17 protein-coding genes, 1 tRNA gene and 2 pseudogenes are annotated in these 21751 nt (G+C 73.9%); 10 read left to right on the top strand and 10 right to left on the bottom strand.

Annotated features, from left to right (window positions below; genetic code table 11):
- Positions 1-250: 250 nt before the first annotated feature.
- Positions 251-1468: pseudogene (locus tag ACZ6R9_RS05975) on the bottom strand (PP2C family protein-serine/threonine phosphatase); the annotation flags it as partial.
- A gap of 260 nt (positions 1469-1728) precedes the next feature.
- Positions 1729-3018 carry an NAD(P)/FAD-dependent oxidoreductase gene (locus tag ACZ6R9_RS05970; protein ID WP_380488219.1) on the bottom strand — a complete coding sequence of 430 codons (1290 nt, stop codon included), beginning with the start codon at positions 3016-3018 and terminating at the stop codon, positions 1729-1731.
- Between the two features lie 941 nt (positions 3019-3959).
- On the opposite strand from ACZ6R9_RS05970, the gene ACZ6R9_RS05965 reads away from it, so the two are divergent.
- Together ACZ6R9_RS05965 and ACZ6R9_RS05960 are read left to right on the top strand one after the other, a co-directional pair.
- Positions 3960-4775 carry a TetR/AcrR family transcriptional regulator gene (locus ACZ6R9_RS05965; RefSeq protein WP_380488218.1) on the top strand — a complete coding sequence of 272 codons (816 nt, stop codon included), beginning with the start codon at positions 3960-3962 and terminating at the stop codon, positions 4773-4775.
- Positions 4776-5087: 312 nt separating this feature from the next.
- Positions 5088-7070 carry a sigma-70 family RNA polymerase sigma factor gene (locus tag ACZ6R9_RS05960; RefSeq protein ID WP_465536762.1) on the top strand — a complete coding sequence of 661 codons (1983 nt, stop codon included), beginning with the start codon at positions 5088-5090 and terminating at the stop codon, positions 7068-7070.
- 30 nt (positions 7071-7100) lie between these two features.
- On the opposite strand, the gene ACZ6R9_RS05955 is transcribed toward ACZ6R9_RS05960, so the two are convergent.
- The 3 genes from ACZ6R9_RS05955 to ACZ6R9_RS05945 form a co-directional block, all read right to left on the bottom strand.
- Complete coding sequence (locus ACZ6R9_RS05955) at positions 7101-7796, bottom strand: DsbA family oxidoreductase (RefSeq protein WP_380488216.1); 696 nt, start codon at positions 7794-7796, stop codon at positions 7101-7103.
- Positions 7797-7887: 91 nt separating this feature from the next.
- On the bottom strand, positions 7888-8376 hold the full coding sequence (locus ACZ6R9_RS05950; RefSeq protein WP_380488215.1) for a universal stress protein: 489 nt from the start codon (positions 8374-8376) through the stop codon (positions 7888-7890).
- 45 nt (positions 8377-8421) lie between these two features.
- Complete coding sequence (locus ACZ6R9_RS05945; RefSeq protein WP_465536759.1) at positions 8422-10500, bottom strand: asparagine synthase-related protein; 2079 nt, start codon at positions 10498-10500, stop codon at positions 8422-8424.
- Positions 10501-11156: 656 nt separating this feature from the next.
- On the opposite strand from ACZ6R9_RS05945, the gene ACZ6R9_RS05940 reads away from it, so the two are divergent.
- From ACZ6R9_RS05940 to ACZ6R9_RS05920, 5 genes are all read left to right on the top strand, one after another.
- Positions 11157-12572, top strand: a complete 1416-nt coding sequence (locus ACZ6R9_RS05940; protein WP_380488213.1) for an MFS transporter — start codon at positions 11157-11159, stop codon at positions 12570-12572.
- An 11-nt stretch (positions 12573-12583) separates the two neighbouring features.
- The gene (gene lhgO, locus ACZ6R9_RS05935) at positions 12584-13786 is read left to right on the top strand and encodes an L-2-hydroxyglutarate oxidase (protein WP_465536758.1); all 1203 of its coding nucleotides are present in this window, start codon (positions 12584-12586) and stop codon (positions 13784-13786) included.
- A gap of 80 nt (positions 13787-13866) precedes the next feature.
- Positions 13867-14697, top strand: coding sequence for a tRNA (guanosine(46)-N7)-methyltransferase TrmB (gene trmB / locus ACZ6R9_RS05930; RefSeq protein WP_380488211.1), 831 nt, complete (start codon positions 13867-13869; stop codon positions 14695-14697).
- 181 nt (positions 14698-14878) lie between these two features.
- Positions 14879-16099 carry a PrsW family intramembrane metalloprotease gene (locus ACZ6R9_RS05925; RefSeq protein WP_380488210.1) on the top strand — a complete coding sequence of 407 codons (1221 nt, stop codon included), beginning with the start codon at positions 14879-14881 and terminating at the stop codon, positions 16097-16099.
- Between the two features lie 81 nt (positions 16100-16180).
- Positions 16181-16254: transfer RNA gene (locus ACZ6R9_RS05920), tRNA-Met, on the top strand.
- Between the two features lie 362 nt (positions 16255-16616).
- Here the strand turns inward: ACZ6R9_RS05920 and ACZ6R9_RS05915 are convergent.
- Both ACZ6R9_RS05915 and ACZ6R9_RS05910 read right to left on the bottom strand, forming a co-directional pair.
- Positions 16617-17498, bottom strand: coding sequence for a phosphotransferase (locus ACZ6R9_RS05915; RefSeq protein ID WP_465536755.1), 882 nt, complete (start codon positions 17496-17498; stop codon positions 16617-16619).
- A gap of 65 nt (positions 17499-17563) precedes the next feature.
- Positions 17564-18049 carry a glycine-rich domain-containing protein gene (locus ACZ6R9_RS05910; RefSeq protein ID WP_465536753.1) on the bottom strand — a complete coding sequence of 162 codons (486 nt, stop codon included), beginning with the start codon at positions 18047-18049 and terminating at the stop codon, positions 17564-17566.
- A gap of 220 nt (positions 18050-18269) precedes the next feature.
- On the opposite strand from ACZ6R9_RS05910, the gene ACZ6R9_RS05905 reads away from it, so the two are divergent.
- On the top strand, positions 18270-19013 hold the full coding sequence (locus ACZ6R9_RS05905; protein ID WP_465536751.1) for an XRE family transcriptional regulator: 744 nt from the start codon (positions 18270-18272) through the stop codon (positions 19011-19013).
- Positions 19014-19017: 4 nt separating this feature from the next.
- Positions 19018-19488 carry an NUDIX domain-containing protein gene (locus ACZ6R9_RS05900; protein ID WP_465536750.1) on the top strand — a complete coding sequence of 157 codons (471 nt, stop codon included), beginning with the start codon at positions 19018-19020 and terminating at the stop codon, positions 19486-19488.
- A gap of 78 nt (positions 19489-19566) precedes the next feature.
- On the opposite strand, the gene ACZ6R9_RS05895 is transcribed toward ACZ6R9_RS05900, so the two are convergent.
- Both ACZ6R9_RS05895 and ACZ6R9_RS05890 read right to left on the bottom strand, forming a co-directional pair.
- Positions 19567-20010, bottom strand: a complete 444-nt coding sequence (locus tag ACZ6R9_RS05895; RefSeq protein WP_465536828.1) for a hypothetical protein — start codon at positions 20008-20010, stop codon at positions 19567-19569.
- 50 nt (positions 20011-20060) lie between these two features.
- Positions 20061-20378: pseudogene (locus tag ACZ6R9_RS05890) on the bottom strand (MFS transporter); the annotation flags it as partial.
- Positions 20379-20465: 87 nt separating this feature from the next.
- On the opposite strand from ACZ6R9_RS05890, the gene ACZ6R9_RS05885 reads away from it, so the two are divergent.
- Entirely contained in the window at positions 20466-20717 is a 252-nt protein-coding gene (locus ACZ6R9_RS05885; protein WP_465536748.1) for a MerR family DNA-binding transcriptional regulator, read from the top strand.
- Positions 20718-21024: 307 nt separating this feature from the next.
- Here the strand turns inward: ACZ6R9_RS05885 and ACZ6R9_RS05880 are convergent, their stop codons facing one another.
- Entirely contained in the window at positions 21025-21717 is a 693-nt protein-coding gene (locus tag ACZ6R9_RS05880; RefSeq protein WP_380488208.1) for a sensor domain-containing protein, read from the bottom strand.
- Positions 21718-21751: the final 34 nt, after the last annotated feature.

The following is a 21751-nucleotide window of genomic DNA, read 5'->3' as shown; positions in this document are numbered from 1 at the left end:
CCGACGTTTCAAACTCTAGCCGATCCCCGCTCCGAAAAGCGAATCCGCCGCAATCTCCGAAAACGCGCACAGCAAATACGAACGGAGACGCGAAAAGGACGCGACCCGTCACGGATCAACTGGGTGGTTCTCAGGGATTGGCCGCCCCGGGACCGTCCACGCAGACGCGTGCTCGGTGCTCCCTGTCAGGCAACTCGAAGAACTCTACACACCTGCGGGGGCTGGATCAAGTGCTGCCGGGAAGTGCCACCTGGAAGACCAGAACGGCGACGTCGTCGTCGTGTTCCGCCGAAACGCCGAGGGCGCGCAGGAGGCGGGAGCAGACGATGTCGGGGGTGGCGACGGGGCCGGTGAGGGTGTGGGCGAGGTGGTCGATGCCCTGGTCGATGTCCTGGTCGCGGCGTTCGACCAGGCCGTCGGTGTAGAGGACGCCGGTGGTGCCGGGGAGCAGGCGGAGGGTGTGGGAGAGGTGGCCGGCGCCGCCGGTGCCGAGGGGTGGGCCGTTCTGTTCCTCGCCGCGCAGGACGGTGCCGTCGGGGGCGCGCAGGAGGAGGGGGAGGTGGCCGGCGGAGGCGTAGACGAGGGTGGTGGTGGCGGGGTCCCAGACGGCGTAGGTGCAGGTGGCGATCTGGTTGGCGTCGATCTCCATGGCGAGGCCGTCGAGCAGGGTCATCACTTCGTGCGGCGGGAGGTCGAGGCGGGCGTAGGCGCGGACGGCGGTGCGGAGCTGCCCCATGACGGCGGCGGCGCGCAGGCCGCGGCCCATGACGTCGCCGATGACGAGGGCGGTGCGTCCGCCGCCGAGGCCGATGACGTCGTACCAGTCGCCTCCGACGGCGGCGTCGGCTCCGCCGGGTTGGTAGGTGGCGGCGACGTGGAGGTCGGCCGGCTGTTCGAGTTTCTGCGGAAGCAGGCTGTGCTGGAGGGTGACGGCGGCTTCGCGTTGGCGGCGTTCGGCGTCGCGGAGGCGACCGGCAGCCTGGACCTGGTCGGTGACTTCGGTGGCGAAGATCAGGACGCCGGAGGGGGTGCTGTGCTCGTCGGGGCCGAGCGGGACGCAGGCGATGTTGTAGTAGCGGTTGCCGCCGAGGCCGAGGATGCAGCGGGCCTTGACGCTACGAGGGCGGGCGCTGCGCAGGACCTGGTCGAGCAGGGGGAGGACGCCGAGCGCGGTGAGTTCGGGGAGGGCTTCGGCGGCGGGGCGGCCGGGGGTGCGGGGGCCGAACAAGTCGTGGTAGGCGCGGTTGGCGTAGCCGAGCAGGTGGTGGGGGCCGTGGGTGAGGGCGACGGGGGCGGGCAGGCGGCGCAGGACGTCGCGGAAGTCGTAGAGCTGTTCGGGGTCGCGGGGGTCGGGGCCGGAGGCGGCGGGGTCGCGCTGGCCGGGGACGCTGACGGATTCGTCCGCGGTGGTGGGGGTCGTCCGCCACGCGGCTCCGGTGAGCCGGGCGCTCCAGCGCATGAGGTTCAACGTCGGCCGCTTCCTCGGGGGGGACTAGGGGAACTGAGGTGGGGTGTGCCTGCTCTGTGGGTCGATTGCGGTGTGATCATCACCTTGTGTGCGTGAAGCAGCACGAGGCGTGACGGGTTGGCGGGGTCGATCCTGTCAGGCTCCGGGGTGATTCCGGAAGTCGAGCACCCGGCACGGCGCGTTCCGGTGGGCGTGCGCCGGGACTGTGTTTCCGTGCGACTGCGGTGCGGGCGACGGGGGCGGTCAGCTGCCGGGGGCGGTCAGCTGCCGGGGCCGGACGTGCCGGGGCCGGTGGTGAAGCCGGACTCGAACTCGGCACGGGGGTGCTCGATGGTGCCGAGCGCCACCACCTCACGCGGGAACAGTCCGCCGAACAGCCAGTCCATCAGGACCCGGACCCGGCGCTCCCGGCTGGGCAGGCGGCGCAGTTGGCGGGCGCGGTGCAGCCACCAGGCGCGCCGGCCGGTGAGGCGGGCGCCGCGCCGGGTGTGGGCGACGGCGCGGCGCAGGCCGAGCGAGGTGGAGCAGGCGGGGTCGTCCGGCCGGTAGTCGGTGAGGGGTTGGCCGGCGAACTCGGCGGCGAGGTTCTCGGCGAGGAGTTTGGCCTGGGCGAGGGCGTGCTGGGCGTTGGGCGCACAGGGCTGCCCGGCCTGGTCGGGGACGGCCGCGCAGTCGCCGGCGGCCCAGGCGCCGGTCAGGGGGGTGCCGTCGGGGTTGGCGATCCGGAGGGTGGGCAGGCAGGTGATCCGACCGGTGCGGTCGAGCGGGAGGTCGGTGAGGGCGAGCACGGGCGCGGGCCGGATGCCGGCCGTCCAGACCAGGGTGCGGGCGGCGAAGCGGCCCCCGTCGGAGAGCACCATGACCTGGTCGACGGCGGACTCCAGGGTGGTGGAGAGCCGGATGTCGATGTTGCGCTCGCGGAGTTCGGCGAGGGTGTGGGTGGCGAGCTCGGGGATCTCCTCGCTGAGGATGCGGTCCCTGGCCTCGACCAGCACCCAGCGCAGGTCCTCCGGGGTGAGGTTGTGGAAGCCCTTGGTGGCGGTGCGGGCCATGTCCTCCAGTTCGGCGAGCGCGCCGACGCCCGCGTAACCGGCACCGACGAAGACAAAGGTGAGGGCGGCCTGGCGGAGGGCCGGATCGCGGGTGGAGGAGGCGAGGTCGAGCTGCTCCAGGACGTGGTTGCGCAGCGCGACGGCCTCGCCGACGGTGGCGAAGCCCATGCCGTGGTCGGCGAGGCCAGGAACGGGTGCGGTGCGGGAGATCGCACCGGGGGCCATCACCAGGACGTCGTACGGGACTTCGGTGGGCAGCCGGAGTTCGCCGCGCGGCGCGGCGTCCACCCAGGCGGTGCGGGCGGCGTGGTCGATCCTGGTGACGCGGGCGGTGAGCACCCGGCAGTCGCGCAGCGCGGTGCGCAGTGGGACGACCACGTGGCGGGGGTCGATGGAGCCGGCGGCGACCTCGGCCAGCAGCGGCTGGAACGTGAGGTACGACTGCGGTTCGACGATCGTGATGTCGATCCGGCGGTCCCTCAACTGCCGTCGCAGCAACTGCTGGAGGCGCAGCGCGGTGCTCAGTCCGGCGCAGCCGCCGCCGATGATCAGGATCCGAATGGGGCACCTCCGGCCGGCCCTCGGGCTGTGACCCGTTTCACGTTCCCCCTATGACGCACCCGTCGGAGGGTTCTTGTCCACAGTCCGGGCCGGATCGGTCCGAATCCGGTCCGGAAAGCGGCCTCCGGGACTCCCTCGCGCCAACCCTGTCGAACAACTGGCGGGTTTGGCACGGTGGTTGGGCGACGCCCGGTGCGACCGGTACGGGCAGTCCCGCCGGCCGGCCGGCGTCTCGTTGCCGGTCGTCGCGGCGGTCGTCCTGGAGGAGGCGGCTGTCCATCAGTCTGTTGAGCTGTCCGGCCGGACTGTTCCAACTTGTCGGGAGAAAGGGTGAATCCGGTTCCCGCTTCCCCCGGGTTCCGCCTCCCGCGTTATGACCCCCCATGCGCTCAGCACATATGTGTGGTTGTTGTGCCAGTGCGTTGATCACGCTCGCGAGGAACGACTGCTCGACGGACGGAAACGTGTACGTTCGATCGGCTCGGCGGCTGGGTGGGGCGGCCGAAGAGTGCTGACGGCTCGTCAAGATTCGGCAAAGAAGGGCGAGCCGAGCCGAATCCTCGGGCGTGATCCGGCTCACGCGGGCCGGTGGTGGTCCTGGGCGGATTTGTCCGGAGTCGGGGCGGGATCGGCTCGTTCGGGGTGGCGGGTGGTCCACTTCTGCGACGAACTTCCTTGAACTATGGTCGGATTGTGGTTCGGACCGCCGATGGTGCCGGTCCATGTACCTGCGAGCCCGGGGGCATCGGTGCGACTGCCCGGGAGTCATCCGGGGAAGGTAGTGCGCGGACGTCGGACCGACCGGTGTCGGCAGCGCACGCCAGGAGGCGCAGTGACCGTTCGGGTACCCGGAACGGGGTGCCTCGGGGGAGGTTGGCATGTCGGAGCAGGAACAGTTGGCCGAGCGGTCGCCGGGTGGCGCGTTCGGGAGGGCCGCGACGGATGTGGTGCCGGAGCAGCGCGGTCCGGGCGAGCGGGAGCGGTACGCCTTCCCGCAGAGTGACGCGCACAGTGACGCGCGCCCTGGCGAGGCGGGCCGGGGCGAGGCAGGCCGGGGCGCGGGTTCGCGGCTGCGGGTGGATGCCCGGCGGAACCTGGAGAGCGTGCTGCGGGCCGCCCGTGAGGTGTTCGGCGAGCTCGGGTACGGGGCGCCCATGGAGGAGGTCGCCCGCCGGGCCGGGGTCGGGGTCGGCACGGTGTACCGGCGCTTCCCCAGCAAGGAGGTGCTGGTCCAGCGGATCGCCGCCGAGGAGGTGTCGTGGCTGACGACGCAGGCCCGCGAGTCGCTGTACGGCGGGTTGAACGGTCCGTGGGACGCGTTGGCCGGGTTCCTGCAGCGGGCCGCCGCCTCGGGTGCGGGCCGACTGCTGCCGCCGGAGGCGTTCCGCTACGCCGAGGAGATCGGCCGGGTGCCGGAGCAGCGCGGCGCCGAGTTGCGGGCGTTCGGCGGGGTGCCGGTGGCCGAGGGCGAGCCGAGTGCGGATCCGCGGCTGCTGCTGCAGCTGTTGGCGGCGCTGGTGGCCCGGGCGGGCGCGGCAGGCGAGTTGCGGCCGGGGGTGACGGTGTCCGATGTGGTGCTGGTGCTGACGGCGGCCGTGCCGGTGCACGCGTCGGCGGCGTTCGCGGACGGTGGCGAGGGCGGTGCCGGTGGCCGGCTGTTGCAGCTGCTGCTGCAGGGGCTTCGGGCGGCCTGAACCGGTCGGCCGGGCCGTGGAATTGGCCGCCCGGCCGGTGCCGGTGACGTGCCGTTCGAGTGACCGGGTACCGCCCGGCGCGAGCGGCGCGCGGAACTGTCCGGGTACGCGCGGTGCTTGCGCCGTCGATCACCGAACACCTCAGCGAGCGGCGGCACGGAAGAGTGGGTCCGGGTCCGGGCGGCTACCGGTGGTCGCTGTGCCATGCCATGCTTTGCCCGTGGTTGGAGCCATTGTCCCGTTGCGTACCGTGCCCGCCGTCGAGTTCGAGGGGCGGCCCGGGTCGTGCGCCGTGCGAGCGGGCGGTGCCAGGTGAATCCCGAGGAGCAGGGTGAGGGCGGGGAGTTCGGCTCCGGACTGGGCGCCCCCGGGCAGGTCCCGGACCAGGCGGGCAGTCCCGCCCGGGAGTCGCTGACCGGCCGGGTGCCGGGCCAGGCGCCCGCCGGGCAGGGCGGGGTCATCCCGGAGGCTTTCATCACCGAGGAGTTCGCGGTGCGTGCCACAGTGCCCCCGCCGGCCGATCCGGTGGACGGTGAACGCCCGCCCTCCGACGCCGAGTTGACCGCTCTGGTGCGGGCCGGCGACGACGCCGCGTACGAGGAGATCTACCGGCGGCACGCGGACGCGGTGCGCCGCTACGCCAGGACCTGCTGCCGCGACAGCTTCACCGCCGAGGACCTCGCCGGCGAGGTGTTCGCCCGTACCCTCCAGGCGCTGAAGGCGGGAAAGGGGCCGGAGTTCGCGGTCCGCGCCTACCTGCTGACGGCGGTGCGCAACGTCGCGGCGGCCTGGGCGCGCTCCGACCGGCGCGAGCAACTGGTGGACGACTTCTCGACGTTCGCCGAGGCGTCCGCCGCCACCATCGAGTTCGACCTGGCCGACCCGGGCGCGGATGCCTGGGCGCTGGCGCTGGCCGATCAGCGCATGGTGATGCGGGCGTACGCCGAACTCCCGGAGGACGACCGGGTGGTGCTCTGGCACACCGAGGTCGAGCGGGAGTCGCCGAAGACGGTGGCGGTGATGCTGGGCAAGACCGCCAACGCGACGGCCGTGCAGGCCCACCGGGCCCGGGACCGGCTGGCCGCGGCGTTCCTGCAGGCGCACGTGTCGGGCAGCCAGGAGTCGGGCTGCGCCGGGTACGCGAACCGGCTGGGCGCGTACGCCCGTGGCTCGCTGCGCAAGCGGGCGTCGGCGGAGGTCGGCAAGCACGTCCAGGACTGCACCCGGTGCACGGCCGCGTACCTGGAGCTGGCCGACATCAACCACAGTCTGCGGGCGGTGCTGCCCGGGGGCGCGCTGCTCTGGGTCGGCGTCGGCTGGTTCACGGCCGCGGCGGCCGCGGCCGGTGCCGGGGTCGCCGTCACGGGCGCGGTCGCCGGTGGTGCGGCCGCGGCGGGTGGCGGTACGGCGGCGGCCGGGTCGTCCTCCGGTGGTGGCGGGGCGGCCACGGCGGCCGGGCAGGGGCTCGGCACGGCCGCGAAGGCCGGGATCGCCGCGGGCATCGCGGTGGTGGCGGTGGCCGTCGCCGCGTTCGCGCTCACCGGTTCGCCGGAGCCGCAGCCGCAGCCGCCGGTGGCCGCACCTCCGCCGGTCAGCACGGTGCCGGACTCCGCTGCGCCGGTGCCGCCGGCGGCCGCGTCGAAGCCGACGTCCGCACCGGCGCCGTCACCCTCGCCGTCGCCGTCGCAGTCCCAGTCGCAGACCCCGAGTCCGACGCCGAAGCCCAGCTCGACGCCGTCGCAGTCGCAGTCGCCGAGCCCGGAGCCGTCCGCCGCGCCGTCCCAGGCGCCCAGCCAGGAGCCGCTGCCTTCCCAGGCGCCGTCGAGCCCGAGCCCCTCGCCGAGCCCGAGCACCAGCACGGTCAGCAAGTTCTGGCTGGACGAGCTGCCGTTGAACCGCGGGAACCAGCCCGCGGGCACGCCGACCATCCGCGGCGCCGGGTTCGCCCTGCAGCGGCCCGGGGCGTGGATGCAGGGCGAGTTCTACCGGCATGTGCTGGCGGTCCAGGTGCCGTCCCGGGTGACCATCGACCTGAACCGCAGCTGCCGCTCGTTCGACGCCGTCGCCGGACTGGACGACTTCGGGCTGACGTACGGGCGGGTGGTCTTCTCGGTGCAGGGCGACAAGGGTGAAGTGCTGTGGAGTTCCGGCGAGTTGTCCGCGGACGACGCGCCGGTCACGGTGCACGCGCCGCTGGCCGGCCAGTCCTCGATCCGGCTGGTGGTGACCGCGGCCCGTGGCTCCGCCCCCGTGATCGGCCTGGCGGACTGGGCGCAGGCCGGCCTCAGCTGCTGACGGCCGCAGGCAACCAACCGCGCCCGGGCGTCAGATCTGGCAACTGCCATCCGCGCAGGTCTCCCCCGCCGGGGCGATCGGGGTGATCCGGCGGGCGGTCTCGGCCTCGACCTGGCGCAGCACCTGGAGGAAGGTCTCGGCCTCCTGGCCGCCCTGGACGGCCCACTGGCCCTCGAAGACGAAGGTGGGGACGGCGGTGACGCCGATGGCGCGGGCCTCGGCGAGCTGGGCGAGCGTCTCGGCCTCGCCCTCGTCGCCGGCCAGGTAGGCGGCGGCGCGCTCGCGGTCGATGCCGGTCTCGGCGGCGAGGCCGGCCAGCGCCTCGACGTCGCCGACGTTCACGCCCTCGGAGAAGTGGGCCTTCAGCAGGCGCTCCTTGAGCGCGGCCTGCACGGTGGGGCCGTACTCGGTCTCGGCGAGGTGCAGCAGACGGTGGGCGCGGAGGGTGTTGACCTCCAGCGCGGCGTCGAAGTCGTAGTCGATGCCGAGGGTCTTGCCGACCTCGGTGATCCGGGCGTCCATGGCGACGGACTGCGGCCCGTAGCGCTCGGTGAGCCACTCGCGGTGCGGGCGGGCCTGCTCGGGCGCGTCGGGGACGAGCTGGTAGGGGCGGTAGACCACCTCGACGCCGTCCTTGCCCTCGAAGCCGTCCAGGGCCTGCTCGAAGCGCCGCTTGCCGACGTAGCACCAGGGGCATGCGATGTCCGAGTAGATTTCGACCTTCATGGCGGGGCGGGCTCCTGTCGGGGTGGTTCACGGCGGCCGGTCGGCCTCCAACAGGGAAGATGAACGCTCAACCACCTGCGGTCATTCCTGCTCAGGTGTCCTCTGCGGGCGCCGGGACCACCAGCACCGGGCAGCCGGCGTGGTGCACGGCGGCGGAGCTGACCGAGCCGAGCAGCAGCCGGGAGAAGGCGCCGTTGCCGCGGGTGCCGAGCACCAGGGTGTGCCGCCCGTTCGCGGCCCGGAGCAGCACGTCCACCACGTTGCCGAGCAGCACGTGCAGGGTGAGCTGCCCGGCGTACGGGCGGGGACGGGCGGCCTGGACGGTGTCGACGGCGCGGCGCAGTCCGTCCGACATGCTCGCGATGAGGCGCTGGACGCTCTCCTGCACCAGGTCGGCCATGCCCGGCGGGTAGCCGGTGGGCGAGGGGTTGACCACGGCGACCACGTGCAGCGGCAGGCGGTGCGCCTCGGCCTCGGTCATCGCCCGGTCGAGCGCCCAGAGCGAGGCGTCGGAACCGTCGCAGGCGTTGAGGATCGAGGCGCCGGGCGGCGGGATCTCGGTGCTGACGGGGAGGGTCATGGCGCGAAGCTATCCGGCGGACCGGCGCGCGCCGGGCAGGCACGCTCAGGTCTCCAGCGCGGTGCGGCGCGCGCCGGGCAGGCCGGTCCAGGCGGAGCCGGGGCGGCGGGCGGCCAAGCGGCGCAGCCAGAGTTCGACGGCGATCAGCTCGCCGAGCGCGGCGAGGGTGGTCGGCGGGGCGTCCTGCGCGGGGTCGGTGGCGGTGGCGAGGGCCTTGCGGACGGCGGGGGTGTCGATCAGTCCGGCCTCGCCGAGCAGGGGGCGGTCGAGCAGGTCGGCGAGCGCGGGTGCGGCGGCCCGGATGCCGTTCCGGGCCGGGGTGTGCGGGTCGGGTCCGGTGGTGCGGCCCCAGTCGGCGGGCAGGTCGGTGCGGCCGGCGCCGGCCAGCACGGCGGCCAGCAGGGCGGGCCGGGCGCCGGGTTGCAGGCGGAGCTCGTCGGGGAGCAGGCGGGCGGCGCGGACCACCTGGTTGTCGAGGAACGGTGCGTGCAGGCGCTGGCCGTGCTGTTCGGTGGCGTGCACCAGGGTGCGGTAGTGGGCGGCCTGCCGGTGCAGGGCGAGTCGGGCGCGGCGGGCGCCGGGCGGTTCGGTGGGGGCGCCGTCGCGGGCGGCGGTGCGCAGGTGCTGGGCGAGCGCGGCGAGGGGTTCGTCGGCCAGCAGGTGGGCGGCGGGTCCGGCCCGGTGCCAGGTCAGTTCGGCGGCCATCGCGCGGCCCATGGTGCCGGCCTCGCCCGGCGCGTGCCGGAGTCTCAGGCGCAGGGCGAGGTCGTCGAGGGCGTCGGCGTAGCGGGTGCGGGCGAGGCGGCGGGCGGCGCGCAGCACGGTGACGGGGGTGTGCAGGGTGCCGGTGAGGGTGCCGGCGGTGGCGCGGTCGGCGCCGGCCAGGGCGGCGATCGGGGGGAGCAGGTGGAGCGGGCGGCCGGCCCGGATCAGGTCGGCGAGCCGGGCGGGGTGACCGTCGAGGACCTGTCGGGCGCCGTGGCCGGTGAGGTGGTCGGCGCCGCCGGCCCGGTGCGCGGCGGTGTGCCGGGCGGCGAGGAGCAGGGCGGGGCCGGGTTCGTCGGTGAGCGGCCCGCCGGGCTCGCCGAGGCCGGTGTACGGGAGGACGGGTGGGAGGACGAGGTGCCGCAGCCGGGGTGCGTGCACGGCGAGCGCGAGCCCGTCGGCGTCGCCGAGGGTGACGGCGGGCAGCGTCTCGGGTTCGGGCCGGCCGTCGGCGCCGCGCGCCCAGGAGCCCCGGACGGCGCCGGTGCGGGCAGCGGGCCGTTCGAGCGCGGCGCCGGGATGCGGGCAGCCGGACAGCGGGACGGCGGCGGCGAGCAGGGCGACGGTGGCGGACGCGGTGCCGTAGGACAGGTCGACGCCGAGCCGGGGCCGGTCGCCGGGGGCGGTGGCGCGGACCCGGCAGCGGACGGCTTCCAGCAGGGCGCGGGTGAGTTCGCGGACGGCGGGCGCCTCGGCCCGGGCCTCGACGGGCTCCTCGGGGTGGGCGGTGTGGTGGGCGCGGCCGCCGCGGATGCCGAGGGCGTGGCCGGGCGGCACCCGGCGGACGCCCCGGAAGGGGGTGCGGTCGCCGAGCGCCTCGGGTGTCTCGGGGGTGGCCAGGCGGGCGGCCAGGTGCCCGGCGTCCAGGGGTGCGCCGACCAGGTCGGCCAGCGGCAGCGCGGCGGTGGCGTAGGCGGTGCCACCGGCGAACGGGGTGTGGAAGACCGGCTGGACGCCGGCCAGGTCGGTGAGCAGCACGGTGGAGCGGGGGCCGGCCCGCAGGACGACGGTGTAGCTGCCGGGCCAGTGGGTGAGGTGGCGCAGCGCGCCGCCGCGGGCGGCGGCCAGGCCGTCGGCGAGTTCGCGGTCGGTGGCGCCGCAGCGGCCGGCGACGGCGAGGCGCAGGGTGGCGGGGGTGTCCTGGTCGGTGCGGTCGGCGGGGCCGCGCGGGTCGAGTCCGCCGCGGACGGTGGCGGGGGCGCCGGGGCGGAGCACGGCGAGGCGCAGTTCGTCGGGGCGCCAGTCGCCGACCGCCCAGAGCGGGTCGGGGCCGCCCCAGAGCAGGGTGCCGGCGATCGGCCGGACCGCGGCGAGCGCCGGGTCGGCGGTCGGGCCGCTCCAGCCGGTGAGCCACCGCATCGCGCCTCCGTGGTGCTTCGGGCACGCGGCGAACATCCGATGATGTGTGGAGAATTGGCGCACCGTCAGGAGACATCGTGCCACCGGTGGGGCCAGAACGCGCCAAGCTTTCACCGGGGGGCGCACGGACCGGGCCACCCCCTCCGGGGCCCGGGCCGTGCGGATCCTCGAACTCCCGTCCGGGGAACGGCCGGTGGCCGGACAGCACGGCGCGGAAGTGGTCCGTGGACGCCGCGAAAGCGGCCGAGTTTGGCCGAAAGACGTCGCACGACCCGGGAGGGCATCCGCATGCCCTCCCGGACGCGCCGCTGCCCGCGGGGATTGAGGCAGCGTTTCCCCCGGCCCGCCGGGTCCTCGGCGGCGGGCCGATCCACAGGCACCAGCGAATCGCCCACCTGCCGCTGCGGCCAGGGAGCACGGATGGCGCACACGGGCACGGGACGGGAGCACGGGTGTACGGCAGGTGCCGGCCCCTCGCTCCGGGGGCATCCGGTCGGCGAGGGTGGCATCAGCGCGTTCCCGCCAACCGGAATGCGGCCTCTTAACCGTGGGAACGCGGGCGACTACGCTAGGTGCAAGCAGTCCGGTGGCGCGCTGCCTGCCGTCGCGCCCGCCGCCATCCGCGCACGACGTCGCCAGGGGGTGCCACCGCCACCATGACCGTCAGCTCACGAGGGCCGAACGACCGGCTCGGCGCCCTCCTCGCACTCGCCCAGATCAGCAACGCCGGGCTCGCCCGCCGGGTCAACGACCTGGGCGCGCAGCGCGGCCTGACCCTGCGCTACGACAAGACCTCGGTGGCCCGCTGGGTGACCAAGGGGATGGTGCCGCAGCGCCCGGTGCCGCACCTGATCGCCACCGCGCTCGGCAACAAGCTCGGCCGCCCGGTGCCGCTGGAGGAGATCGGCCTCGCCGACTCGCACCCCACGCCCGAACTCGGCCTGGAGTTCCCGCGCGAAGTCCCGGAGGCGGTCCGCTCCGCCACCGAACTCTGGCGGGTCGATCTGGACCTGCGGCGCGGCCCGGGCGGCGGCCGGTGGAGCGACAGCCTGGCCGGCACCTTCTCGGTCTCCGCGTACGCCACGCCCGTCTCCCGCTGGCTGATCACCCCCGCCGACGGCTCGGTGGCCCGGGAGTCCGCCCCCGACCTGTCCGGCTACCGCGTCGGGCACGCGGACGCCGCCAAGCTCCGCGAGGCCGCCCAGGAGGCCCGCCGCTGGGACTCCAAGTACGGTGGCGGCGACTGGCGTTCCTCGATGGTCCCGGAGTGCCTGCGGGTGGAGGCCGCCCCACTGCTGCTCGCCTCGTACAGCGACGCCGTCGGCCGGGCACTGTTCGGCGCCACCGCAGAACTGACCAGGCTGGCCGGGTGGATGGCCTTCGACACCGGCCAGCACGAGGCCGCCCAGCGCTACTACATCCAGGCGCTGCGGCTGGCCCGGGCCGCCGGCGACGTACCGCTCGGCGGGTACGTGCTGGCCTCGATGAGCCTGCAGGCCTCCTACCGCTCCTTCCCCGACGAGGCCGTGGACCTCGCCCAGGCCGCCCTGGAACGCAACCGGGGCCTGGCCACCGCGCGCACCATGAGCTTCTTCCACCTGGTCGAGGCCCGCGCCCACGCCAAGGCCGGCAACGCCCCCGCCTGCGGCACCGCGCTCTCCGCCGCCGAGGCCGCCCTCGACCGGGCCCGCCCCGGCGACCACGACCCGACCTGGATCGACTTCTACACCTACGACCGCCTCGCCGCCGACGCCGCCGAATGCTTCCGCGACCTCGGAGTCCCGTCCAAGGTCCGGCAGTTCACCCGCGAGGCACTGGCCCGCCCGACCGAGGGCTTCGTCCGCTCGCACGGCCTGCGGCTGATCGTCTCCGCGATGGCCGAGGCCGAGGCCGGCGACCTGGACGCCGCCGTCGCCGCCGGCGAACGCGCCGTCGAGGTCGCCGGACGGATCTCCTCGCACCGCAGCCGCGAGTACGTGGTCGAGCTGCTGCGCCGCCTGGAGCCCTACCAGAACGAGCAGCGGGTCAAGGAGCTCACCGAACGCGCCCGCCTGGTCCTCACCACCGGCTGAAGGGTGCGGATGTGAAGCACGACGTCCAGGTCCTGGTGGTCGGCGGCGGCATCGTCGGCCTGTCCACCGCGTACGCGCTCACCCGGGCCCAACCGGGCATCTCCGTCATGGTGCTGGAGAAGGAGAGCGCCCTCGCCACCCACCAGACCGGGCGCAACAGCGGCGTCATCCACAGCGGCGTCTACTACCGGCCCGGCTCCCTGAAGGCCCGGTACGCCACCGAAGGCGCCCGCGAGATGGTCGAGTTCTGCCGTGACCAGGGCATCGCCCACGAAGTCACCGGCAAACTCGTCGTCGCCACCGAAGGCGCCGAACTCCCCCGCCTCGCCGCCCTCGCCGAACGCGGCCGGGCCAACGGCATCCCGCTGCGCGAACTCGACCCGGCCGGCATCCGCGAGCACGAACCCGAGGTCACCGGCATCGCCGGCCTGCACCTCGCCACCACCGGCATCTGCGACTACACCGCCGTGGCCCGCCGGTACGCCGTCCTGGCCGGCGAACGCGGCGCCGAACTGCGGCTCGCCACCCCCGTGTTGGACATCGCCCGGCGCGCCGACGGAGTCACGGTCACCACCCCCACCGGCGAGATCCGCTGCGCGGTGCTGGTCAACTGCGCCGGCCTGCACAGCGACCGGATCGCCCGGCTGGCCGGCGACGACCCCGGCGTCCGGATCGTCCCGTTCCGCGGCGAGTACTACGAACTCACGCCCGCCCGCCGGTCCTTGGTGCGCGGCCTGGTCTATCCCGTGCCCGACCCGGCGTTCCCGTTCCTCGGCGTCCACCTCACCCGCGGCATCCACGGTGACGTCCACGTCGGCCCGAACGCCGTTCCGGCGCTGGCCCGCGAAGGCTACGACTGGCACACCCTCAACCTCCGCGACCTGGCCGGGACGGTCCGCTTCCCCGGCACCTGGACGATCGCCCGGCGGCACTGGCGCTACGAACTCGGCGAGCTCCACCGCTCCCTGTCCAAACGCGCCTTCACCACCGCCGTCCGCCGCCTCCTCCCCGCCGTCACCGAGGCCGACCTCCGCCCCGCCCCCGCCGGCGTCCGCGCCCAGGCCGTCGCCCACGACGGCACCCTCCTCGACGATTTCGCCTTCGCCGGCACCGGCCGCACCGTCCACGTCCTCAACGCACCTTCGCCCGCGGCGACGGCTTCGCTGGGGATCGGCCGCGAAATCGCCCGGCGGGCGCTGGCCGCGATCGGGTAGGCAACCAACCAGGGGCGCCCTGCGTCGGTGCACCGCTCACCCCCGTCCCGGATTTTCGCCTCCCGTAGACTCGGGTGATTGTGACTTCCTCCGCCCCCAGCCCCCAGTTGCCCGCGTCGGCCCGGCTGTCCGCCGCCCCGGCGGCGTACCCCGCGCCGATGTATCCGCACAAGGCCACCGAGGCCCAGCACCGTGAGCAGCGGATCCGCAGTTTCCAGCCGCGTCGTGGTCGGATGACCAAGGCGCAGGCGGGTGCGCTGGATCGCGGCTGGGAGCGTTTCGGCCACGCCATCGACGGCACCCCGATGGACCTGCCGGCGATGTTCGACGGCCGCCCGGTGACGCTGGAGATCGGCTTCGGCATGGGCGACACCACGGCCGCGATGGCGGCGGCCGACCCGGCGTCGGGGATCCTCGCGGCGGACGTCCACACCCCGGGCCACGGCAATCTGCTGCAGTTCCTGGAGCGGGACGGTTCGGAGAACGTCCGCCTCGCGGCGGGCGACGCGGTGATCCTGCTGCGCGACATGCTGCCGGACGCCTCGCTGGCGGGTCTGCGGGTGTACTTCCCGGACCCGTGGCCGAAGCCGAAGCACCACAAGCGCCGGCTGATCCAGGAGTCGTTCCTGGAGCTGGTGCTGCCCCGGCTGGCCCCGGGCGCGCTGGTGCACTGCGCGACCGACTGGGAGCCGTACGCCGAGCAGATGCTGGCCGTCCTGGAGGCGTCGCCGGAGCTGGAGAACCTGCACCCGGAGGGCGACGGTTCCCCGTGGCTGGAGCCGGACGAGCACCCGGCGGGCTCCGTCCCGGGCTACGCGCCGCGCCCTGACTGGCGCCCGGTGACGAAGTTCGAGCGGGCCGGCCTGGCCAAGGGTCACGTGGTGCACGACCTGCTGTTCCGCCGCCGCTGATCCGCTGCGCGTCCTGCCGCAAGGCCGGCCCGGCGGGCGCGTTCTGTGCAGTGGCGTTCCGGGTAGGAACAACACCGAAGCGGTGTCCGCCGTTTCGCCTTGCTGACGGCCTGTCACCACAGCCGTACGGATTGTGTTCCCCACTCCCCTCGGAGTGGAGGATTCGCCTACGCTTCTGCAGGTGAGCAGTCCGCCCGGCGGCAAGGCCTCCCCCAGCCTGCCTGTAGGGGTCGCCGCCATGGCCGCCGATTTGCCGCCGTCCCAGGAGGGCGCTCGGGCGTTCCCGGAGTCGGGGGCGCGCCGGGTGCGGGTGTATCTGTCGGCGGTGGGGCGGATCCCGGGGCAGCGTGGTGGCCGGGTGGTGCGGGTCGCGCCCTCCGTGGTGCGCCGGTTGTGGCCGTTGCGGCGGTCGGCGGCGTCCTCGGCGGTGGTGGCGTTGGCGCTGGCCGGGTCGGGGGTGCTGATTCTGCATCTGGTCCAGCGTCAGACCGGGACGGCCGGGTTGCTGGTGGGTCTCGGGTTGGCGTTGCTGCCGTTGCCGTTCGTGCTGGGCTCGTTGGCGTGGCTGAACCAGACCGCGCGGGTGCCGATCCGGCACACCCTGTTCTGTCTGGCCTGGGGGGCGTGCGCCGCGACCACGGTGGCGATCCTGGCGAACGGCTGGGCGAGCGACTTCCTGATCGCCCATCGGGGCGCGCGCGGGGAGACGTGGGGCGCGGAGTTCGCGACGCCGCTGATCGAGGAGGTGGCGAAGGGTTCGGCGCTGCTGATGCTGCTGCTGCCGCTGCGGCGGCGGCGGCGGCACTGCGAGCCCGGCCGCCCGTGCCGCCGCCTGCGCCGCCTGCTGTGGCACCGGCATGACGACCCCGAGCGGGCAGTCGCGCTGTTCCGGCCCGCGCCCGCCGGGCGACTGCGGGCCCGTTCGCATCCGCGCACGCTGGCGGCGGGGGCGGTGCTGGGCGGGGTGACGGCGTCCGGCTTCGCGTTCACCGAGAACGCGCTCTACCTGGGGCGGGCGTTCACCGCGGACCGGCAGGCCCGGCTGGACGCGATCGGGCTGGGCCGGCCGCCCAGCCTGCGGGACTTCGACGGGACGGTGCACACCTTCGTGCTGCGGGCCCTGCTGTCGCCGTTCGCGCATCCGCTGTTCACCGCGCTGGCCGGCATCGGCCTCGCGGTGACGCTGACCACCGGCCGCCGCTGGGCGGCCCGGCTGGGCGCCCCCGGGGGCCTGCTGCTGGCGATGGGCCTGCACGGGGTGTGGAACGCGGCGGCCGGGCTGGGCACCGACGGCTTCCTGCTGGTGTACGGCCTGGTGATGGTGCCCTGCTTCGCGGCACTGGTCTGCTTCGCGGTGTGGGCGCAGACCCGCCGCACCCGCCAGTCGGCCCGTCCCGGCTGACCTGCGTGGTGGCCTGCGCGGGTGCCTGCGGGGAACGGATTTCCCTTTCTCGCGGGAGTCACGTAGAGTCGTGTTCACCGACGCGGGGTGGAGCAGCTCGGTAGCTCGCTGGGCTCATAACCCAGAGGTCGCAGGTTCAAATCCTGTCCCCGCTACTCAGTAGCAACGAAGGGCCCGGAGGCATCGCCTCCGGGCCCTTCGTCGTGCGTGCCCCGAGCGCCGCCGAATAAATCCGTTGCCCGCCCCGGCGGCGGTGCCTACGCTGGCGGCACACTGAAAGGAGGTGATCCTGAGTTGAGTTCTTTCAGGATGCGTGAGGTGGCTGCTCGCTAGAGCCGCCCCTGCCTGTGCAGCGGTGAGGCCGTGCGGCCTCCGGCTCAGGCGAATTCCCAGCAGTCACCCGGCCCGTGGGCTCACCGGTACATCCCCGGTGCCTCGACCGCCGTCCCCGCCCAGCGGGGCCCGGCCCGAGGAGCAGCCCATGGGCCGTCTGCGTTCTCCGCAGACTTCGGGACACCTACCTGAGCCGGTGACGCAGCCAGGCAAGCCCGTGGGCGCCGAGCCCGTCCCACGGCGCACCCGGCGTCTCTGCGGCGCGTAGGGTCCACAGGCCGGCGAGGATCGCGCCGAAGGTCGTCACGGCCCACGGAGAGGCTTCGCGCCACATGGATACGTTGTCGGCCCATCGTTCGGCCTCCTGCGGGGTGTGCCCGGCCTCGATCAGCCGGATGACCATGTAGGCCGTATCGGCCCAGGGAGCGCCAGGGGCGGGGAATGCCCAGTCGATGACGCGTACGGTGTCGCCGTCCACCAGGAGGTTGGGGCCGGTGAGGTCGGTGTGGACCAGGGTCTTGCCGTCGATCAGGTCGGGCGCTTCCCGTTCGGCCAGGATCAGCGTGTCGAGCTGTTCCATGGTCCACGGGTCGAGCCGGTCACGGTGCTGGTCACCTAGCTTGTGCCAGAAGTCCTGACCAGACCACCGGTCGGCGAGGCTGAAGGCCCGCAACGGCGGGGCCGGGGTCAGCGCCTCGGCGAGCGTTTCCAGTGTCCGGCCGATCAGCGGCAGGTCGGCCGAGCCTGGCGACAGGTCCGCGTGCCTGCCGGGGGCGTGTTCGAACCCAAGGGCCAGCCATCCGGCGGCCTCGATCTTCCAGAGCATCCGGGGTGCGGTGCTCGCCGGAAGCACGGTGTTCACGACCGACTCAAGGCGGTGCATCCACGCTTTGGCGTTGTCCTCGCGGACGGCCTTGCAGAACACCTGCCCGCCGGTCGTCTCCAGGGTGGCGGCGAAGTCGGAGACGGTACCGGCCGTTGGCGACACAGCGCCGTCCACGACCCCCGTCCGGCCCTCGATGCTCGCGCGCAACTCGTCCGGCAGGTCGTTCCAGGCGTAACCCATCGTGGGTCCTTCGGGTTCGGGCCCGCCCCGTTCCGGTCCGGAGGGGCGGGCCAGGTGATCAGTTGCTAGCTGCTGTGGCAACCACGGTGGCACTGCGAGCAGTTGCCACTCCCGCTGGTGTCGCTGCCGTCGCCGCCGCTGCCTTCCGAGCAGTCGGCGGACATGCTCCACAGCTCGGCGTCCACGGCGTACCCGCTGGCCTCGATGACGGCCACCGTGGCGGCGATGCTCACGCCCTTGGTGGAGTCGTCCGGGCCATCGGTCGGCACATGGTGGAGGAACCGCCCGGCCACCGAGCGGCAGAACTTCGCGTAGTCCCGGGTGTGAAGGATGAACGTGTGCCATCCGACGTCCACCAGTCCCGAGGGGGACAGCCCGGCGTCGGGGTTGACGGCGCACGCCCCGAGGAAGGCGAGGGCCTGGTCCATGACGCGCTCGGCGAGCGCCTGGTCCATGTCCTCGTCCTTGACGATCCGGGCGACCAGGCGCCCGAACAGCGCCGGGTTCACCAGGGTCCGGCCGGTGATCCGTTCCGTGCTGATCGAGGTCACTGCGGACTCTCCTAGCTCTGGTTCGGCCCCAACCCGCTTGTGCGGGACGGGATTTCGCTGTCCGCGTCCGGCAGCCGGCGAATCCGTTGGGGTCGCCTGTTGGCACCAAGATCTGGCAGCGACCCGGGACGGTGAAACCTCACGCAAAGGACACTTCAGAACCTCCTCGCGCGGTAGAACGTCCCTACAAGAGCCCGGGCCATGCGGGGAGACAGGCGAAATGCCGAACGAGAGACTGAAATCCGTGATGGCGTCAGGTGGTTGGACGTGCGCCGCCCTGGCAGAGAAGGCCGGCGTGGACACCAAGTCGGTTGAGCGGTGGGCCAATCAGAGCCGGACGCCTCGGTTAGGGACAGCCCGTCTGGCTGCCGAAGCGCTGGGAGAAGACATGTTCGCCTTGTGGCCAAGTCTGCGGCAGCCACGCGCTGCCAGGGCGATAAGCCCCGAACTGGTGGCGCTCTACGAGCAGCGTGCAGACCTGCCAGTGTCTGTGTTCGTGGACCTGATGACGAAGGCGCAGGAGCGCATTGACGTCCTGGTCTACGCCGCCGTGTTCCTTCATGAGGCGTACCCGCGCCTCAACGATCTGCTTCGGGAGCGCGCCGCCGAGGGCTGTGCAGTCCGGATCGCACTTGGCGACCCCGACAGCGAGAACGTAAGACAGCGCGGGGAAGAAGAGAAGTTCGGTCATGGCATCGAGTCCCGGTGCAGGCTCGCCCTCATGCACTACCGGCCGCTGGTCGGCACGCCAGGAATCGAGGTCCGCACCCACGGGACCACGCTCTACAACAGCCTGTACCGAGCGGATGACCAGGCGTTGGTGAACGCGCACGTGTGGGGGGTCAATGCCTTTGGGGCCCCGGTCTGGCACCTGCGGCGAACCGGCGCGGGCACGCTGTTCGACACCTATGCTGCGAGCTTCGACGCAGTGTGGAACGCCGGCCTACCGGTTGAAGAGAGCTGATCACGTGGCACGCACCGAGTTCTACGACGATCCTGACGCGCCCAAGCCGAACCGGTTGGTGGTGGCAGCGTCCGCGGTGGTGACTGACGACGAAGGATGCATCCTGCTCCAACGGCGCACCGACAACGGCCTGTACGCGCTGCCGGGCGGGACCATGGATCTCGGCGAGTCGCTGCCGGGCACTGCCGTCCGGGAGGTCGGGGAGGAGACCGGGCTGGAGGTCGAGATCACCGGACTTGTCGGCACGTACACCGATCCCCGGCATGTGATCGCCTACTCGGACGGCGAGGTGCGGCAACAGTTCAACGTCTGTTTCACCGCGCGCATCACGGGCGGAGAACTCCGGATCTCCGACGAGTCGACCGATCTTCGGTTCGTGGCTCCGGGCGATATCGGAGACCTGCCGATGCACCACACCCAGCAAATCCGGCTTCGGCACTTCCTTGAACACCGGGCGACTCCCTACCTGGGGTAGGGCACAGTCCGCGAAAGGACTGCCATGCGGGGGCCCGGCCCGAGGAGCAGCCCACGGGCCGGGCCCGCCAAAGACTCCTCACGGGCGCTTCGGCGGGAAGCCGTGGCGGCGGGACAGGGCGGCGACGGCGAGGACGGGGAGCAGGAGGGCGGGGGCGAACCAGGGGAAGGCTCGGGGGCCGGAGAGGTCGAGGAGGCCGCCGATGGCGCCGCCGAGGCCCATCGGGGTGTGCCAGGTGGCGACCAGCAGGGTCTGGGCGCGGTCGCCGCCCGCGTCGGCGGCGGCGGTCTGGAAGAGCGGGGGGACGGCGCCCCAGCCGAGGCCCCAGAGGGCGGCGGCGAGCAGGACCAGGGGTGCGGCGGGTGCGGGCAGCAGCAGGAGGCCGAGGGCGGCGAGGACGGCGGTGGTGGCGGCGGGGGTGAGGTGGCGCAGTCGCCGGTCGACCAGGGCGCCGGTGATGGCGAGTCCGGCGACGGAGGCGATGCCGAGGACCAGCAGCACCAGGTCGCGGCGGTCGGCCATGGCGTAGGTTCGGCGCGGCCGGAGCGCCGGCCGGGGGCGTCGGGGACGGCGGCGGCGAGCCACAGCAGCAGGGCGGCGGCCAGTACGGCGACCAGGCCGAAGGTGGGCCGCCAGCCGATCAGCCGGCCGGACCAGGTGCCGAGCGGGATGCCGAGGGAGAGGGCGAGCGGGACGCCGATGCCGGTGACGGCGATCGCCCGTCCGTGCAGCTGGGGTGGCGTCAATCGGCGGGCGTAGCCGACGAGTTCGGCCCAGATCGCGGCGACGGCGACGCCGGCGGCGATCCGGGCGGTCATGGTGAGCGGGTAGGACGAGGACAGTGCGGTGACGGTGTTGGCGACCAGCAGGACGGCGACGGCGGCGAGCACCAGGCGCTTGCGGGACCAGCGGGCGGTGGCCCGGGCCGGCGGGATCGCGGAGAGTCCGGAGTCCTCTCCGGCGGACGGGAGACGCGGATGCGGATCGGTGAACTGGCGGACCGGGCGGGCGCCTCGCCCCGGCTGCTGCGCTACTACGAGGAGCAGGGCCTGCTGAAGCCGGAGCGCGCGGCGAACGGCTCGTCCCAGCTGCGCAGGTACTTGTCGGGGCGGCGCCGGCCGTGCACGGCGCGGGGAAGGTGGCGGGCCGGGTCGCGGTGGATGGCGCCGGCCATGGTGGCGTGGCCGGCGGCGGCGAGTTCGGCGAGCCGGCGGGGGCCGAGCGCGTAGCCGGGGTCGGCGGCGACCACCTCGCAGCCGAGCGCCCGGGCCTCGGCGGCGAACGCGGCGGCGCCGCCGGGGCAGTCCAGCAGCGGACCGGGCAGGCGGCTCAGGTCGGCGCGGGTGAGGCCGAGGTGGGCGCAGTACTCGTCGAGCGGCCGGGAGGTGATCAGCACGGGCGGGGCGGCCCGCACCCGGCGGTTCACCGGGCGGGCGCTGCTGACCGGGCACATCGGCGGTCCTCCGGACGTTCGACGGGCCCGGGATGCGGCCGGGCCCGGGGTCATCCGACCACGGGCCCAGGGGTGGCGCATGTTCAGCGGCCGGCCAGCAGGGCGCGGGCGGCGAGCCGGTTGGCGCCGTTGAGGGCGCGGATCAGCTGCGGGGTGAGCAGGACGAACAGCAGGCCGAGCACGCTGACGGCGCCGATCTGGAGCGGCGAGACGAGCTCGTAGACGTGCTGCACGCCGTTCGAGTCCGTCCAGTCCGCGACCCGGTAGCCGTTCCAGTCGGTGTAGCGGGGCCACACCCACTGGTAGGCGGGGAACAGCAGCAGGGCCCAGCCGAGGGTGAAGAAGACCAGCGAGAGCACGAAGCTGAGGATCGCCCAGGGGAACATGACGAACTGGTACAGCGCGCCCTTCCAGCCCGCCGCGTCGCCGAGCCGGGCGGTGATCCGGCCCCAGACGCCCTCCCGGCGGACCGTCACCGCGGCCGGGGCGGGCAGGTCGAGGCCGAGCAGGGCGCGCATCCGGTGGCGCTCGGCAGCGCCGAAGCCGCGGCCGGTGATGGTCAGCAGGGCGAGCACGGGCAGGCCGAGCGCGCTGAGGGAGAGGCCGAGGCCGGCGCTGAACAGCGCGACGACGAGGGAGAAGCCGAGCACGGAGATGGGCAAGCCGCTGAGCGCGAAGCCGAGCTCCCGGTAGGCGGCCCGGGAGAACGGGGCGCGCCAGAACCCGGGCCAGGTGGGGTGGTCGCCGGTGGAGGCACGGTACGCAGCGGTGGACATCCGCGGTCCTTCGGGTGGTCGGGGTGACGCCGCC

Source organism: Kitasatospora sp. NPDC048662, assembly GCF_055587065.1.
This window is presented reverse-complemented; position numbering and strand designations above follow the sequence as displayed.